General features: G+C 55.9%; 14 protein-coding genes. 5 read left to right on the top strand and 9 right to left on the bottom strand.

What is annotated here, in order from left to right; translation table 11 throughout:
- Positions 1 to 79 precede the first annotated feature (79 nt).
- The 7 genes from KHU29_RS03415 to KHU29_RS03385 form a co-directional block, all read right to left on the bottom strand.
- Positions 80 to 3,103, bottom strand: coding sequence for a motility hub landmark protein FimV (locus KHU29_RS03415; protein ID WP_211451283.1), 3,024 nt, complete (start codon positions 3,101 to 3,103; stop codon positions 80 to 82).
- A gap of 260 nt (positions 3,104 to 3,363) precedes the next feature.
- Positions 3,364 to 4,497: an aspartate-semialdehyde dehydrogenase gene (gene asd, locus KHU29_RS03410; RefSeq protein WP_211451393.1), complete on the bottom strand. Its 1,134-nt coding sequence runs from the start codon at positions 4,495 to 4,497 to the stop codon at positions 3,364 to 3,366.
- 95 nt (positions 4,498 to 4,592) lie between these two features.
- Complete coding sequence (leuB, locus tag KHU29_RS03405; RefSeq protein WP_211451282.1) at positions 4,593 to 5,663, bottom strand: 3-isopropylmalate dehydrogenase; 1,071 nt, start codon at positions 5,661 to 5,663, stop codon at positions 4,593 to 4,595.
- A 60-nt stretch (positions 5,664 to 5,723) separates the two neighbouring features.
- A complete protein-coding gene (leuD, locus tag KHU29_RS03400; protein WP_092358197.1) occupies positions 5,724 to 6,371 on the bottom strand; it encodes a 3-isopropylmalate dehydratase small subunit in 648 nt (215 codons plus the stop codon).
- 48 nt (positions 6,372 to 6,419) lie between these two features.
- Positions 6,420 to 6,542 carry an entericidin A/B family lipoprotein gene (locus tag KHU29_RS03395; protein WP_092431761.1) on the bottom strand — a complete coding sequence of 41 codons (123 nt, stop codon included), beginning with the start codon at positions 6,540 to 6,542 and terminating at the stop codon, positions 6,420 to 6,422.
- Positions 6,543 to 6,581: 39 nt separating this feature from the next.
- Positions 6,582 to 7,982, bottom strand: a complete 1,401-nt coding sequence (gene leuC / locus KHU29_RS03390) for a 3-isopropylmalate dehydratase large subunit (protein WP_211451281.1) — start codon at positions 7,980 to 7,982, stop codon at positions 6,582 to 6,584.
- A gap of 301 nt (positions 7,983 to 8,283) precedes the next feature.
- Positions 8,284 to 9,168, bottom strand: coding sequence for a DMT family transporter (locus tag KHU29_RS03385; RefSeq protein ID WP_211451280.1), 885 nt, complete (start codon positions 9,166 to 9,168; stop codon positions 8,284 to 8,286).
- A 718-nt stretch (positions 9,169 to 9,886) separates the two neighbouring features.
- Here KHU29_RS03385 and KHU29_RS03380 point away from each other — a divergent pair.
- The 5 genes from KHU29_RS03380 to KHU29_RS03360 all read left to right on the top strand — a co-directional run bounded on the left by KHU29_RS03380 (position 9,887) and on the right by KHU29_RS03360 (position 14,740).
- A complete protein-coding gene (locus KHU29_RS03380) occupies positions 9,887 to 10,501 on the top strand; it encodes a hypothetical protein (RefSeq protein ID WP_211451279.1) in 615 nt (204 codons plus the stop codon).
- A gap of 99 nt (positions 10,502 to 10,600) precedes the next feature.
- A complete protein-coding gene (locus tag KHU29_RS03375) occupies positions 10,601 to 11,470 on the top strand; it encodes a hypothetical protein (protein ID WP_211451278.1) in 870 nt (289 codons plus the stop codon).
- 23 nt (positions 11,471 to 11,493) lie between these two features.
- A complete protein-coding gene (locus tag KHU29_RS03370; RefSeq protein WP_211451277.1) occupies positions 11,494 to 11,787 on the top strand; it encodes a transposase in 294 nt (97 codons plus the stop codon).
- Between the two features lie 318 nt (positions 11,788 to 12,105).
- The gene (locus tag KHU29_RS03365; RefSeq protein ID WP_211451276.1) at positions 12,106 to 13,140 is read left to right on the top strand and encodes a GlxA family transcriptional regulator; all 1,035 of its coding nucleotides are present in this window, start codon (positions 12,106 to 12,108) and stop codon (positions 13,138 to 13,140) included.
- Positions 13,141 to 13,174: 34 nt separating this feature from the next.
- Complete coding sequence (locus KHU29_RS03360; RefSeq protein ID WP_211451275.1) at positions 13,175 to 14,740, top strand: sensor domain-containing diguanylate cyclase; 1,566 nt, start codon at positions 13,175 to 13,177, stop codon at positions 14,738 to 14,740.
- 25 nt (positions 14,741 to 14,765) lie between these two features.
- Here KHU29_RS03360 and KHU29_RS03355 read toward each other — a convergent pair whose 3' ends face one another.
- Both KHU29_RS03355 and KHU29_RS03350 read right to left on the bottom strand, forming a co-directional pair.
- Positions 14,766 to 14,960: a hypothetical protein gene (locus tag KHU29_RS03355; protein WP_092415612.1), complete on the bottom strand. Its 195-nt coding sequence runs from the start codon at positions 14,958 to 14,960 to the stop codon at positions 14,766 to 14,768.
- A 237-nt stretch (positions 14,961 to 15,197) separates the two neighbouring features.
- Positions 15,198 to 16,655 carry a collagen-like triple helix repeat-containing protein gene (locus KHU29_RS03350; RefSeq protein WP_211451274.1) on the bottom strand — a complete coding sequence of 486 codons (1,458 nt, stop codon included), beginning with the start codon at positions 16,653 to 16,655 and terminating at the stop codon, positions 15,198 to 15,200.
- Positions 16,656 to 17,271: the final 616 nt, after the last annotated feature.

Below are 17,271 nucleotides of genomic sequence, written 5' to 3'. Positions count from 1 at the left end.
AAAAGAAAACGGGCGCCAGCATAACGCTGCGCCCGTCGAAAGCAAAATGCTACGGTTATTGTACTAGCTTACTTGCGAGTTACAGCTTGGCCAGCAATGTCTCCGCTGCTTCGACCTGCTCCGCGCTACCGCCTTTCAATACTTCTTCCAGCAGTTCGCGCGCGCCTTCCTTGTCGCCGATCTCCTTATACGCAACGGCCAGATCCAGCTTGGTTGCCATTTCGGGATTGGCTGCAGCAGATACAGCAACGTCATTTACTACGGCTGCAGGTGCGGCGCTTGCTGCCGGGGCATGTGCGTGAACCGCACCGTCCAGATCCAGATTCATACCGGCCAGATTAAACTCCAGCGGTGCAACCATAGGTTCGGTATGTGGAGCATACGAAGGTGCGGCCGGTGTGTTGAGTGGCTTGGTTTCGGTTGGAATATCGATATGAGCGTGGGCCGGTTCATAATTCGAAGGCTGGCCGCCGGCAGGGATTTCCAACGCGCCAAACGCCATCGGCGCCGGCACGCTCTTTTCCGCGACTTTCGCCACTGCTGCTGCAGGCTTATGGTCCAGTTCGAAATCGAGTGCGTCGAGCATGGATTTGCCGGTTTCATGGGAAGTTGACAGCAATACGGTGTTTTGATTGGCGGACGCTTCGCTGCCGAGCTCTTCCAGATCGAAATCCATATCGTTTACATGCTTTTCTTCCGATACGGCTGCCAATGTTGCCGGCGCGCTGCCATGCTTGCCCAGCTCCGTCGCTGTCAACGGCGCCAGCAATTCTGCCGGGGCTGCGGTGTGCACCAGTTCAGGAATCGGTGCAGCTTGCGGTTCGCTCGGCTGGGTCGGCGCTGTCAAGGAATTGAAATCGAGACCTTCCATAGGCTGGGTCGGCGCAGTAATCGAATTAGCCTTGGCAATCACCTGATCCTGCAATTTGCCGCCACCGTATAAAGGGTTGGCCGGATCTACATTCAGACCTAGAGCGGCCGCCTGCTGCCAATCTTCGCCTTCACCACCGGTCAGGCTGTACAACTCGCTGGCCAGGATTTCAAACGAGCGAGGATCTTTACGATTCGCATAGATTTCCAGCAGCTTGACGCGGATAGCGTTGCGGCTTGGCTGGTTGCGCAGCGCTTCTTTCAGGATTTCTTCGGCTTGCGCATCGCGTCCATAAGCGATATACACGTCCGCTTCGGCGACCGGATCGACATTGGTGTCCAGGTGGCTGACCGACGGCACGAAATTCGAATTGAAGATACTGTTCTTGGTGTCGACGCTCTGGCCACCTGTCGAGCCGAACAAGGAGTTACCCTTCAAGCCCGAATTGGTCATCGGCGCGCCGCTGCTATCCAGGAAAGCCTGTTCGCGCGCACGGTTGCGACGGTAACGGAACAGGCCGAGACCTGCCAGCAACGCCACCAGGACACCGCCAACCGGCAGCAATAATGGATTTTCGGTAAGGCTTTCAATGAAACCAGGCTCTGGCGGAAGCGGCGCTGCCACCTTCGGCTTAGCCGCTGCCGGAGCTGCAGCAGCCACCGGAGCTGCAGGCGTAGCGCTGGCGTCGATTGCCGAAGCAGCAGCAACTGCCGCCGGGGCCGGAGCTGAGCTTGCCGCAACGGCTTCTGCCGACGCTGCCACAACCGGAGCAGCCGCGGCCGCAGGTACGGCTGGAGCCGCTGCGGCTGGCGGTGGCGTTACCGCTGTAGCTACCGGTGCTGCCGCAACAGGTGCAGGTGCTGGTGCTGGTGCAGGTGCAGGTGCAGGTGCTGGCGCTGGCGTAGCAGGTTTCACATTGGCTGCCTGATTCTGCAGGTCAGCCAGGTTCTTGTTCTTTAATTCGAGTGTTTTCTGCAGGTCGCTGACATTTTTCTCCAGCTCCTTGACACGCGAGGCAGCCTCGGCGGCCGCTTTTTCACGTGCAACCTTCTCTTCCGTAGCCGCGTTAGCCGCAGCCTTGGCGTCGGCAGCACCGCCGGCAGCCGCAGCGCCGCGCGACAATTTCAGCTTGTCCTTGGACTCGCTGGCAGGAGTGGCCTGTTCTTCCACCTTGGCAGTAATTTTGCCGCCGCTGCTTTGCTTCGATTCAGCTGTTGCATTTGGCGCGGCCGATTCCACCAGCCCGGCCAAGGTATTGCGATAGCTCTTGAAATCCTTGGACTGCGCCACTACAACGTTCCTGGCTTCCGATTTGCTGACGCTACCTGCGCTGCCTGCATTAGGAATCGACAGGATCTGGCCCGAGCGCAGGCGATTCATGTTCTTGCCGACAAACGCACCTTCGTTGCTGCGGTACAGCGCGACCAGCATTTGGTCCAGCGAGACGCCAGCCGGCAGGTTTTCGCTGGCAATACGTGCCAGCGTATCGCCCGTCTTGACATGGTAATCACCGCCTGCAGGCGCCGCGGCCGCAGCTTTGGCCGGGCTGCCGCCGCCAGTGGCGGCTACGGTTGCCGGCTTGCCGGCGGTGCCGGTGGCGCCGTTAGCACCGCTGGCGACTGCCCTGGCTGCAGCAGCACGAGTAGCATCGGAAATGGTCGAGCCGGTTGACGACGGCCCCTGGGCAGCCTGCTGGACTGGCGCCGAACGAGGGGCGGCAGTAGCGGTTGTTGCAGCGGCACGCGATGCAGCAGGCGCGGCGGGCGCAGCAATTTGTGCCGGCTGTGCCTGGCGCTGGCCGGCAGGATCAAGCAACAAAGTGTATTCGCGCACCAGGCGTGCTTTGGTGCCGCCGAGTTCCATCAGCATGTCGACAAACGGCTCATTGATAGGCTGGGTCGAGGTTACCCGCACAAAACGACGGCCATTGCGCTGATCGATAGCAAATTGCAAAGACAACAAGGCCGGATTGAAATCGATATTGGCTTGCTGATAAGTTTCCGGACTAGCCAGTTTCGCCACTAGCGAACCCGCTTCGTCCTGGCTTACCGAAGTAAGCTCGATTTCTGCACGTAACGGTTGTCCCAGCGAGGACAGCACGGTTAATTTACCCAGACCGGCAGCCTCTGCACTGGAAATCATCAGCATGGCGGAAACCACGGCTGCAGTGAGGGTCTTTAAACCGGTGGAAATAAATTTATTCGAAGAATTCGGGTGCATGTTGTGTGGCATGAAGGGCTGTCCGTTGACGTATTAGGAAACAAATCTTGCTGAAAGCAAATACTGTACCCAGTTTTTTTAAAAATCAATACCTAGATTGACATTAGTGTGGCACTTCGCAAACGATGACTCCATTTACTTAGCACACCACTAGCTAGCGTAACGGCCAAAAAGCACCGACAGATACGCTAAGCCCGCTAAGACTTTCCTCAAGAAAATATTTAGCGGGCCATATTGCAAGACGGCAACAATATCACAACTACCATGACAAGTCAGGTATCCAGAACAATCCGTAGCATGCGGCGCAACGGTTCTGCCGCGCCCCACAACAATTGGTCACCTACGGTAAATGCTGACAAATAATCGCCACCCATCTGCAATTTGCGCAAACGACCGACAGGAATTGTCAGGCTGCCGGTAACCGCCGCGGGCGTCAGGTCGCGCATCGACGATTCTTTGTCGTTAGGCACCACCTTCACCCATTGGTTATTGCTAGCGATGATGTCATTAATTTCATCCAGCGGCACATCTTTTTTCAATTTGATGGTCAAAGCCTGGGAATGGCAACGCATGGCGCCGATGCGGATGCACAGGCCATCCACCGGGATAACCTTGCCGCCGTTGCTGAAACCCGCACCGCGACCAAGGATCTTGTTGGTTTCCGCGCCGGCTTTCCATTCTTCTTTTGACAAGCCTTCGCCCAGATCCTTATCGATCCAGGGAATCAGGTTGCCACCCAAAGGCACGCCGAATTGCTTGATTTCGTCAGCCGACATGGAATGCTGCTTGCCCAGGACCTTGCGATCGATTTCCAGTATCGCCGATTTCGGGTCGTCCAGCAGCGCCTTGACTTCGGCATTGATGGAGCCGAACTGCGTCAGCAACTCGCGCATGTGCTGCGCGCCGCCGCCCGATGCCGCCTGATAAGTCATGGAGGTCATCCATTCGATCATGTCGTGCTGGAACAAGCCGCCCAGGCCCATCATCATGCACGATACGGTGCAATTGCCGCCGACGTAGTTCTTGACGCCGCGCTTCAAACCGTCCTTGATCACGTCCAGATTGACCGGATCCAGCACGATGATGGCGTCGTCTTTCATGCGCAGCGTCGAAGCGGCGTCAATCCAGTAGCCATTCCAGCCGGCAGCACGCAACTGCGGGAAAATCTCGCTGGTGTAGTCGCCGCCCTGGCACGTAATAATGATGTCGCATTTTTTCAAGGCTTCAATATCGGTGGCGTCTTTTAACGTTGTTTCGTTTTTCGCCAATGCCGGGGCTTTACCGCCAGCATTTGAAGTTGAAAAGAATACCGGCTCGATATGGGCGAAATCGCCCTCTTCTTGCATACGCTGCAACAAGACCGAACCCACCATGCCACGCCAACCGACCAAACCAACCAGTTTCATCATGATTCCCTAACAATAAACGGGAAAAGCCCCGCACTTCACATTACGGCAGACCCATCTGCCCAATTCTACTTATCTCTACCTATCCCGGCGATCTATCCCAGCGCCTTGACCACCGCAGTACCCATTTCACCGGTGCTGACCTTGGTCGTGCCTGCTTCGTAAATATCGGCAGTACGCAAACCTTGCGCCAATACTTTCTTGACCGCATTTTCGATACGATCGGCCTGCTCTGCCTTGTTCAGCGAGTAGCGCAACATCATCGCAGCCGAAAGAATGGTCGCCAGCGGATTGGCAATCCCCTTGCCGGCGATGTCCGGCGCCGAACCATGCGACGGCTCGTACAAGCCCTTGTTGTTGGCGTCCAGCGAGGCCGATGGCAGCATGCCGATCGAACCCGTCAGCATGGAAGCCTGATCCGACAGGATATCGCCAAACATGTTACCGGTCACCACCACGTCGAAATTCTTCGGCGCGCGCACCAGCTGCATCGCGGCATTGTCGACATACATGTGATCCAGCGCGACGTCCGGATATTCCTGATGGACTTCCGTGACAATGTCTCGCCAGAACTGGAAGGTCTCCAGCACGTTGGCCTTGTCGACGCTTGTCAGGCGCTTGCCGCGCTTTTGCGCCGCCTGGAAAGCGACGTGCGCGATGCGGCGGATTTCCGGTTCGGCGTAGCGCATGGTATCGAAACCTTCGCGTTCGCCTTTGAAAGCGCCGTCCGGCGCAGTGCGGACACCACGCGGCTGACCGAAATAAATGTCGCCGGTCAGCTCACGGATGATCAGGATATCCAGTCCGGATACTACTTCCGGCTTCAACGTCGAGGCGCCAGCCAGTTCCGGATACATGATCGCCGGACGCAGGTTGGCGAACAGGCCGAGGTGCTTGCGCAGACCGAGAATCGCCTGTTCCGGGCGCAGTGAACGCTCCAGGGTATCGTATTGCCAGTCGCCTACAGCGCCGAACAAAATGGCATCGGCTTCTTTCGCCAGTTTCAGGGTGCCTTCCGGCAACGGATGACCATGCGCCGCATAGCCGGCGCCACCGACCGGAGCCGATTCCAGTTCAAATTTTTCGCCAAGCACGTTCAACACATTGACCGCTTGCTCAACGATTTCCGGACCGATGCCATCACCTGGCAAAATTGCTATTTTCATTTTTTCCTGGATTGAATAATTCAAAAAATATCAGTATCAGTTACTGTGCATGCCGCTTACTTAAATGGTATTACTCAACCAAGGTTGAGCAGCCAGATGGCGCTCTTCAAAGTCGCGAATCTTGTCGGACTGGCGCAAGGTCAGGCCGATATCGTCGAGACCGTTCAGCAGGCAATACTTGCGGAATTCACCGACTTCGAACGGGAAAGCCAGGCTGCCATTGGCTGTGCAGACCAGCTGCTTCTCCAGATCGATGATCAGGCGGTAGCCCGGGAATGCCTTGACTTCATCGAACAGGCGGTCGATTTGCGCCTCTGGCAGCACCAGCGGCAACAAGCCGTTCTTGAAACAGTTATTGAAGAAGATATCGGCGAAACTTGGCGCGATGACCGCACGAAAACCGTACTGGTCCAGCGCCCACGGCGCGTGTTCGCGCGACGAGCCGCAGCCGAAGTTCTTGCGGGTCAGCAAAATCGAAGCGCCCTGGTAACGTTGTTGATTCAGGACGAAATCCGGATTTAAAGGACGCCGCGAATTATCCATGCCCGGCTCGCCATGATCCAGGTAACGCCATTCGTCAAACAAATTCGGGCCGAAACCGGTCCGCTGGATAGACTTCAGGAACTGCTTCGGGATAATCGCATCGGTATCCACATTAGCGCGATCCAACGGCGCTACCAAGCCATCCAGTACAGTAAATTTATTCATTTCTTGATTCCAATCTGCCCAATCTGCCATCCCGCCTGCGCGAGGTGATCATTTGCCTTGAATTTTCTCGCCGACGTGTTCCACATCTTTACCAAAGCCGTGGAAGGTATTACAAGCGCTCAATGCATAAACGCTGGCCAGCAAAACACACAAGGTGACTATTTTCTTCATCTTTGTCCTTCGGTAAATATTTTCTTGAAAGCGATCGAATTACAGGGAACGGATGTCAACGAAATGACCTGCAATACCCGCCGCCGCCGCCATCGCGGGGCTAACCAGATGGGTACGGCCGCCGGCGCCCTGCCGGCCTTCGAAATTGCGGTTCGAGGTGGAAGCACAGCGTTCACCCGGCTCGAGGCGGTCGGCATTCATTGCCAGGCACATCGAACAACCCGGTTCACGCCATTCGAAACCGGCGTCCTTGAAAATCCGGTCCAGGCCTTCGCGTTCGGCCTGTTCCTTGACCAGACCGGAACCCGGCACCACCATCGCCAGCTTGACGTTGGAAGCACGGAACTTGCCGCGCACTACCGCCGCCGCGGCACGCAAATCTTCAATCCGCGAGTTGGTGCAGGAGCCGATGAATACCTTGTCGATGCGGATGTCTTCAATCGCGGTATTCGGTTTCAACGCCATGTAGGCCAAAGCCTTCTCCATGCCGTCGCGCTTGGTGGCGTCTTTTTCCTTGTCCGGATCAGGCACGCGGCCATCAATCGCTACCACCATTTCAGGCGAGGTACCCCAAGTCACTTGCGGCTTGATCTCGGCAGCGTTGAGGGTCACCACCATGTCGAACTTGGCGCCCGGATCGGAATGCAAGGTGCGCCAGTAAGCCACGGCACGATCCCAATGCGGTCCGACCGGCGAAAACGGCCGGCCTTTGACGTAGTTGATTGTGGTGTCGTCGACCGCGATCATGCCGGCGCGCGCACCGGCTTCAATCGCCATGTTGCATACCGTCATGCGGCCTTCCATCGACAACGCGCGAATCGCCGAACCGGCGAATTCGATTGCATAGCCGGTGCCGCCGGCGGTGCCGATGCGGCCGATCACGGCCAGCACGATATCCTTGGCGGTAACGCCGGCAGGAATCACGCCGTCGACCTGCACCAGCATCGATTTGGATTTTTTGGTCAGCAAGGTTTGGGTCGCCAGCACATGTTCGACTTCGGAAGTGCCGATGCCGTGCGCCAGGCAAGCAAACGCGCCATGGGTCGAAGTGTGGGAGTCGCCGCAGACCACGGTCATGCCAGGCAAAGTGGCGCCCTGCTCCGGCCCGATCACGTGGACGATGCCTTGGCGATGATCGTTCATGCCGAAATAGGTCAAACCGTAGCTCTTGGCATTCGCATCCAGGGTTTCCACCTGCAGGCGCGAGATTGGATCGGTAATGCCGTTAGCGCGGCCGGTAGTAGGTACGTTGTGGTCGGCCACCATCAGATTGGCCGGCAGTCGCCATGGTTTGCGGCCGGCCAGCTTCAGCCCCTCGAAAGCCTGAGGGCTGGTGACCTCATGCAAAAGATGTCGATCAATATACAAAATCGCCGTGCCATCCTGTTCAGTATGGACGACGTGAGATTCCCAGAGTTTATCGTAGAGCGTTTTAAGCATGATCCAGGGCGGCTGCGAGGCGCGCAAAACAGTGAATTTAGCTCTTGATTATGCCATAGAAGCAGGCAATTTACGCTGCTGGAAGCCGCGAAAACGACATACTGGCCATTCGCATGTTGCATATAGCCACTTATAGCGCGGCTCCGGCTGGCACAGAGCCGGCACTTATTCCACTGCTTATTTCACTGTTTATTCACTGTTTATTCACTGTTTATTCACTGTTTATTCACTGTTTATTCACTGTTTATTCGCTGTTTATCCGCTGCTTATCCACCATTTCTGCGCCTATTTACTTCACTGTCTATTTAGCCGCCTTGCCAGCCAGATAGCTGGACAGGCTAAGCTTGCCGGTCGCCAATGCGGTACCCAGCAGCACGATCAGGCAGCCAGCCAGCATCGTCGCGGTAACTTCTTCCTTCAGGAAAATCGCACCCCAGATCACGCCAAAAATAGGAATCAGGAAAGTCACTGAGGCGGCATAGGCCGAGCCCACATGTTCCAGCAAACGATAGAAAATCACGTAGGCGATGCCGGTACAAACCACCCCTAACGCCAGCACCGAATACCAGGCCGTGGCAGAAACCGGCGCCGTCGGCCAATACAGGATCGCCAACGGCAGCAACACCAGCGTCGCCGCCAGCTGGCTACCGCATGCGACAACAAACGGCGGCACGCCTGCCAGCCGTGTCTTCGAATAATTGATGGCAAAACCGTAGGACAGCGTCGCCAACAGTACCGCAGCTATCGCTAGCCACACGCTCGGCATGCCGCTGCCGATCTTGTCCGACACCAAGGTAATCACTCCCGCCATGCCGACCAGCATGCCAATGACCTGCGGCCGGCTCATCGGCGTTTTCAGCCAGACGAACGCAATCAAGCCGGTCCACAGCGGCACGGTGGCGTTCAGGATCGCATCGAAACCGGCGTTGAGATACAAGGTCGAGTAGGCAAACAGGGAAAAAGGCAATGCCGAATTGGTGACGCCGACAACCAGCAGCGGCCATGCCTTGCTGCGCAAATGACCACGGGCAGCGGCCGAACGCAACACCGGCAGCAACACCAGCGCCGCTATCCCCACCCGCAAGGCAATCAGCGGCACCGGGCCGAATTCCGGCGTGCCGACCCGCATGAAAAGAAACGATGCGCCCCAGATGGCCGCGAGAAAAAACAGTTCGACGATATTCATGGCTGGTCTTTTTTAGTTTGGATAAGTATCGAACAGATATTCGTTTGCATGCGGCAATATATCCGATAACCGCGAGAGGCGTAAAAAAGATGGCAACAGTTCCTTCGCAAGCTTCTGCATCTCCACTTTTTACACAGCGCCAGCACGCATCTCGCCAGCAACGATGAAGCAAACTTTGGCTACCGTCCAAAGAAGACACAAGTACTTTTTATCTGCTTGTCAAAAACGGACAACCACTAATACCAATAAGATTTCCGTACGCCATTAATCACAACTCGCTTCAGAGACGCCCTGTGAATGTACTGTCATTTTTGTCATTTTTTGTTAGCGCTCATATTCGGCATTCGGGCAAAAAAATATCCAAATCGGCCATTTCGGCTGTCCGAACCTGACAAGGTTTTGTCATTAACACTCCGTTTTGCAATCCTATTATCAGATCAGCGCAAATGTACTCACTCGATGAATCTAGTGTTGATCGCTTGCTTCGCATCACTATCCGATCACGCTTGGCCTTGTCGAAACAAGACATTTTCGTTTTGGCTTGATGAGGCATCCGCAACGCCTGTTGCCGCAAGGGAAGGCAACTCCGGTCATACGGAACTTGGCGGCTCAGCGCGTAGCTGGCATGCACTTATCAGTGGTAACGCTTGCTTGTGGCTAGGGGCGCACAGGCAAGACACTCTGGTGAATGATGCCCCCACTCCAAGGAGAAACAGAAATGAAAAAGCAAATTATTGCCGCATCCATAGTTTCATTGTTCGCTGTCTCTGCATATGCTCATCATCCACACAACAGCGGAGGCAACACCACAAACACTGCAGTTGCAGTGTCGGTTGCCGGTAACGGCGCCGCAGGCGGAAACGCAACTTCGGGCAATGCAACTGGTGGTTCGGCGAAAGGCGGTACTGCAACTGGTGGCGATGCAAATCAATACATCATGGGCGGCCAAGCCAACTCCGGCAACAACTGGACCGGCGCAGGCGGCGGCACTGCAACTGGCGGTGACACCAAATCTGGCGGCACCACTGGTGGCGGCGCAACCGGCGGCAAGGGCGGACACACTGACGATGGCGGCAGTGCCAACGGCGGCAAAGCCAAGACAGGCGAAACCACTGGCAATACACAAGCCTTTAACGGCAATGCGTTTGCAGGTGGCGGCTCGAGCGAGTCACATACTGGCAGCGCTGACGCATCGATTGGCGCCACCAATACCGGTGGTTCGGCTGGAAACTTTGTGTTCGCTGGTGGCGGTACATCTGGCAATGCTAAAGGTGGTAATGGCGGCGATGGTGGCGATGCAAAATCCAAAGCAAATGCCGGCAACAAATTCTAATAACAGCGGCACGCAACGGCTCGGTTACCGATGAGTTGCGAGAGGGAAAAGAAATTTTTCCCTCTCGTTTGTGAAACCAATCTTTACGATGGAGAAGCCATGAAACGCAAACTTATAGGTATCCTGGTAGCCTCGCTCTTCACATTACCAGCTTTTGCAGGTGAGGAAGGTGGGGGTGGGCATCCCTCAACCTCTTCAACATCAACCGCAACCGCAGTTGGCGGCGCAGGTGGCGTTGGCGGTTCGGCAGCAGGCGGCACCGCTGCGGGCGGTACAGCTTCGAACCAGATTTCAGGCACATATGGCGCGTCGGCCACCAATGGCGGTAGCGCAACCGGCGGCTCGGGGACCGGCGGCAATTCAAATGTGAACGTATCGGTTTCACTGCCGGGCTCAGGGACATCCGGCACATCCGGTACCGGCACAACATCCGGAGCCGGAACCGGCGCCAGCAGCGCCGCGGGCGAACCAGGCAGCAGCGCCAACAATACCAAAGCCACGGTTGATTACGGCGGCACGTATACCGTCAAGACGGTACCGAATATCGTCGCGCCATCGTTGACCACAACTCTGTCCGACACTTGCATGGGTTCCGCATCGTTCGGTTTGTCCTTCACAGGTTTCGGCGCAACCGGCGGCACCACGATGGTCGATCAGGCTTGCGTACGCCGGCTCGATTCGAGAGAGTTCCGCGCAATGGGATTGAACGATGTCGCGCTTGCCTTATTGTGCCAAAGCGAAGCCAATCGGAAAGCCGTTGAATCGACCGGACGTTCTTGCCCTGGCATGGAAAGAGCTGCAGGACCAGCAGCAACACCGGCAGCAACGGCCACTCCTTCGGCGCCTTCAACCGGTGTCGTCGGTCAAAACAATATAAATAACATCGGCGATCAATATAAAGATCCCGTAATACGAGCTCGACTCGGCTTAGATAAATTGCCCGATCTATCGGCACTAAAAGATCGCTAATCACCAGTGTGCGAGGGAATGCCATGAAGCGTCCGCCATTCTCAAGCGACCAAATTGCTGCTGCTCTCAAACAGGAGGAGCTGGGCATGCCGTTGGCCGATGTGATCAGACAAGCCGGAATTACCGAACGCACCTTCCTCAATTGGAAGAAGCAATACGGTGGCCTGCACGGATATCCGCACGATCTGAAGTGTCTGCAAGAGGAGAATGCTAAGCTGAAACAGATAGTGGCTGAACTGACGCTGGAGAATTCCCGCCTGCAAGACGCGCTCGACGACAAAAGGGGAATGCACGAGCACTACAGTCCGTCCAATTGAGCGCAAGGCGCAGGCTTGGAGGTGATGACCCGGTGAGCAATTTTATTTAAGTTCAGATGCGAGAAAACAGTTCGGCACTCGCTTTGAACTCAATTAAATGCCTGATGGAAACTGACATTAATGCGCAAAGGAAATTTAAATATGCGCTTTTAGTTGCCGTAAGAAATTTTGTGTGAATACGCCACAGAACTAACTATATTTAACAATCATTCGCTGGACAAAATCTAATTTTGTAGCAGAATGGAAAATAGTAATTTACCAATAAAAAATTGCGTCCCGGCAATGCAAATAGGTAGATTGCTTGTGGGGGAGAGTCACATGGATATCGAGTGCACAAAGACACTTGAGGTGAGAGGCGACAGCAACTCAGACACCAACTCAACCAGGAATATAGGGATCATTGTATTTGAAGGGGTCGTGCTGGCTGACGTGGTGGGCGCTGCAGATGTTTTCGGCATCGGCGACAAGCTGATTTCGACGGTGTTCCCTGGCACCACGCGTTACGCGGTTTCGGTTCTTTCCATCTCGGGCGGCATGATCATGTCGTCAGCCTCGGTGCAGATCATGACGTCATCGCTGGCATCTTTCGACAAACATAAATTCGATACGCTGCTCATCGCCAGCGGCACCGGAAATTTCGACGCTTACCGCGATCCCGACCTGATTGCATGGTTGCAACAAATGCGCGGCAACGTCCGCCGTATCGCGGCAATCTGCACTGGCGTATTCGTGATCGGCGCTGCCGGCTTCCTGAATAATCGCCGCGCCACCACGCATTGGGCGCTGCTGGATAAACTGGCGCGTGAATTCCCTTTGATAAAGATCGACCGTGAAGCCCAAATCAGCGAAGACGATGGAATTTTCACGTCTTGCGACGTTGGCATGGCGACCGATCTGGCGTTGCGCCTGCTGGAAAACGATCTCGGCCCGACGGTTGCCCGGCGCGTCGCGCAAAGCCTGGTGGTGTGTCAGCGTCGGCGTGATACGCCACCCGCCAATCAGACCTCGCCAGCCAATGCGCCTGTCAAGACCAGCAAGATCCACAAAGCCTCGCTCTGGTTTGTCGAACATCTGGCGGAATCGATCAGCGTGGTCGACGCGGCCAATTATGTTTCCATGAGCGAGCGAAATTTTGTGCGGCAGTTCAAGCGTGAAACAGGACAGACGCCGCATGACTTCCTGCTGAATCTGCGCCTGGAAGCCGTACGTCAGCAACTGACCGAGACCGACCTGCCGGTAGACAAGATAGCACGGCGCTGCGGCCTGTTCAGCGGCGAGCATGTCGCCAAATTGTTCCGCAAGCACATGTGGACTTCTCCGACCGAGTATCGCAAGGGAATACGACCAACCTGAAGCATGGACCAACGCGCTATTGTCAGGAGATTCGATGAGCACTCCCATCGCGATAGCGCATCGGCCGACGCATGTCAGCCTCAAACCGCTACCGATCACCTTTCTTGCAACCATCTTCGTGGTGCTGGTTTGCGCCTCGTTGATGACGGTCGAAGTGTGGCGCAGCTGGAATGCGCACGACATCGCATTGCGGCAAACCGAAATTGCGACTTCCAACCTGGCACGCGCCTTGTCGCAACATGCCGACGACACCATCAAGGAAGCAGACACCGTGCTGGTAGGCCTGATTGAACGTCTGGAAACAGACGGCACCGGTAACGCCTCGCTGGAGCGCCTGCATAAATTACTGATCCAGCATATTGCTGAATTGCCGCAGTTGAATGACCTGTCTATTTACGATGAAAGCGGACTATGGCTAGTCAACGCACGCAGCGGACCGATCCCGCTCGTCAACAACTCTGACCGGCAGTATTTCGGCTATCACCGCACTCACTCCAGCCGCGGACCATACATAGGACCGCCGATACGCAGCCGCTCCACCGGTGCATGGATCGTCACCGTATCCAGACGCTTCAATCATTCCGACGGCAGTTTTGCCGGCCTGGTGTTAGGCACCATCAACATCGACTACTTCAAGACCTATTACGAAAGCTTCGATATCGGCCGCGCCGGTTCGATTTTTCTTAGCCTGAATGACGGCACCATGCTGGTAAGGCGTCCGATGCTGGAAGACGCCATCGGCAAAAACCTGTCTGACTATCCGATCTATCGCGACTACGCTTCCAGGAGCGCTGTCGGCACCGCCGTCATGCGTTCCGGCCAGGATGGCGTGGAGCGGCTGATCGCCTATCGTCATCTGGAGCAATATCCGCTGTTCGTCACCGTTGCCCGCTCAAAGGACGAGGTGCTGACCGGCTGGCGTGCCGACACCTATCTGTATCTGCTCGGCGCCATGCTGCTGACACTGGCCCTGGCCCTGCTGGGCTGGCGGCTGATTCACCAGATCAAGTTGCGCTTGCTGGCAGAGGCCGATCTGCTGCGGGTCCAGGAATCGCTGAAAAGCCTCAATCAACATCTCGAGCGGCTGGCCTTGCAAGACAGCCTGACCGGCCTCGCCAACCGGCGCCAGTTCGACAGCGCGTTACGTGACGAATTCAGTCGTGCCGTGCGTACCGGGAATTCACTCGCGCTGGTGATGATCGATGTCGATTACTTCAAACAATATAATGATATATACGGACATCTGGCCGGCGACGAATGCCTGCGGCAAATCAGCGACGCCGTAAAGGCCTGCAAAAACCGCCCGGGCGACCTGGCTACACGTTACGGCGGTGAAGAGATAGCGGTGTTGCTACCGGATACCAATCTGGCGGGCGCGGTCGCGGTTGCAGAAAAGATCCGGCTTGCCATCTACAACCTGCATATCGAACATCCTGGCGGCCCTGACGGTTTGGTCACTATCAGTGCCGGCGTCGATGCCTTCGTTCCTGTCAGGGATGGGAATATTCCTTTTGAACTGATCCAGGCTGCCGACAGAGCGCTGTATGCAGCAAAATTCGCAGGTCGCAATCGGGTTTGCTCCAGTGCCGACTTGCATTAGCCGCTAGCTGTTTGATTTCCTGATTTCACGTCCTGCCGCGACGTCCGCGTTCATACACCAAAGAACCCACGGCGATCAAACGATATAACTCTTGCTCGGTCAGCTTATACGACAACGCCGCAATCTCCCGCGCCAGCATCCCGATCAACAAATCATTTCCCGGTATCTGCGCTTGTGGGCTGGCGCAAGCGATCAAATCGACTATCTGTTCCGCTCTCATGATCGCACCTCTGAAAGATTAAATACACGACTTCAGCCCTTGTTTTCTTGCTTTTCCATTGCATTTTTTCTCAACCGACTCCATACCGCGCCCTCGCGGTTGCTGGTTAAACTGTGGATAGCTGACGATTCGATTCAATCTGTTGTGCCTGCCCGCATCTCATGATTGCTGCACGTTCAGTATTGAAACAAGGAAGCCTGGCATACGGCCAGTGCTTCCTTGAAGAACACGCAATCATTATTTCTTGACACCACCCAGCAATCCGCCAAGCAAACCTGTGACAGGAGCCAATGGGTCACCGGTGGCGCCTGTAGCACCTTTGCCGCCGGTCAGGCCCGACACCAGATTAGTCACCGGAGCCAGTGGGCTGGCGGCCGATCCTGTTGTGCCACCGACCGCGCCAGTCAAGCCTGCTACCAGGTTGGTGACCGGGGCCAGAGGACTAGCGCCCGCGCCGGCACCCGCAGCACCACCGACCGCACTGGTCAAACCACTCAGCAAGCCGGTTACCGGAGCCAATGGGCCACTACCCGAACCTGCTCCACCGCCGACAGCGCCGGTCAAACCACCCAACAAACCGGTGACTGGGGCCAACGGACCGCCACCGGCAGTTCCGCCGACGCCGCCAAGCACACCCGTGAGAGCACTATTCAAAGGCTGCAATAAACCACCGGTCTTGTTGCCGAGCAGAGGTTGACCGGTACCGACCAGGGCATTCGTGCCCAGGCCTGCCACGGTAATGCCGACGTCGCTAACCACGGGCCCCAGGTTGCTGACCACAGGCACCTTGGCGCCAGTCAGTGCGCCTCCCAAAGTATTGACGCCGCCGCCCAATGTCCCCAGCAAGGTATTCACAGGCTGGTTCAGCCCGGTTGTATTGCCGATTGTTTGCGTCAAGGTAGTCACTGTGCTGGTCAGCGGCACAATTGCCTGGGTTACGGTCTGGGTAATTTGTTGTACCGGACCGCTAGTCAAGGCGCCAGTCAACGGGGCTCCCAATCCGGCGACAGTAGAGCCGACCTTTGCCACCACATCGCCCAGAGGCGTGGTCACGACGGCCAACGGGGCCAATGGCCCGCTGCCCAATCCGGAGACCAGTTGCCCCGCGCTCTTTACAGTATTTCCCACACCAGTGACTACATCACCAGTACTGCCGAGTGTAGTGCCGAGCGCATTCGGATTGGTGCCGAGCTGCCCCAATCCGTTGCTGATACCGGCGCCCAAGCTGGAAACAATGCCTGTGCCGTTATTAACCACTCCGGCCAAGCCGCTTTTTGCCTGCGGAGACAGGATCGGCACGTTATTGATCACGGTGTTGCCTATCCCATTAAGTGCGGCACCTGTACCAGATACTGTGCCACCAACGTGGGAGAGGAAATTGCTTGCAGCACCGGTGCCGCCGCCGTTGCCACCACCACCGTTATCGCCACCACCATTACCGCCGCCGTTACCACCGCCATTACCACCGCCATTACCGCCACCGTTACCGCCGCCGTCGCCGCCGCCCGCACCTCCACCGTCGCCACCACCACCCGCGCCGCCACCTGTACCAGCGCCGCCACCGCCAGCTGTCTGTCCGTTTCCTGCTGCCGAGCCGAGTGATTTGCCCAAGTCGCCGCCACTGGCACAACCGGCCAACAAACTGGTCAACAATAACGATGCGACGATCAGGCTGCCTTTTTGCGATGTATTCATGATGTATTTCCCTTTAGTGAAAGTTCGAACCAACTGTTCCTGCTTGTCTATTCCGCAAAGAACATGCCAGCTGGAAAAACCTCAAACAAAGGGACGGCACAGGCCATCATTTTTCATAAAAGAAATAAATAGTTCCTTATAAATCAATGACTAAGGAAATTTTCAAGCAAATCCAGACGGCATGCCTACCACGTTACCCGTCAGCATTTGATACGTTACATGTAACGTAACGGCAAGCTCTGGACGGGCACAATTAATTGTCTTATAAACACTAAAAAGAAAAGCTGTTACCTTCCAGGACTGGCAGACAATCCAGCTTCTACGGAGCGACATCGACATTTACCTCATCGACAGAATTGAGATATCCTCAAACCTCTAGAAAAAATGGCAACACATGCACTGTCCCGACACAATGAATGCGGGACACGCAACTAGTTAAGCCAAACAAGGTCAGAGGATGCGCACAAGCGCAATGTTGCTGGTCATTATTTAACCAGAGCAAAACAAGACGCAGGTGGACAAGAATTTTTGCTCCCTGCGATGATGTCTATTGATCAGAGGAATGCCATTGTTGGTCCAGAAAACCGTAGCGTCCGGCTCGCAAAAACCAAACAGA

Source organism: Collimonas antrihumi, from assembly GCF_018304965.1.
In the GTDB taxonomy this organism is placed as follows: Bacteria; Pseudomonadota; Gammaproteobacteria; order Burkholderiales; family Burkholderiaceae_D; genus Collimonas; species Collimonas antrihumi.
This window is presented reverse-complemented; position numbering and strand designations above follow the sequence as displayed.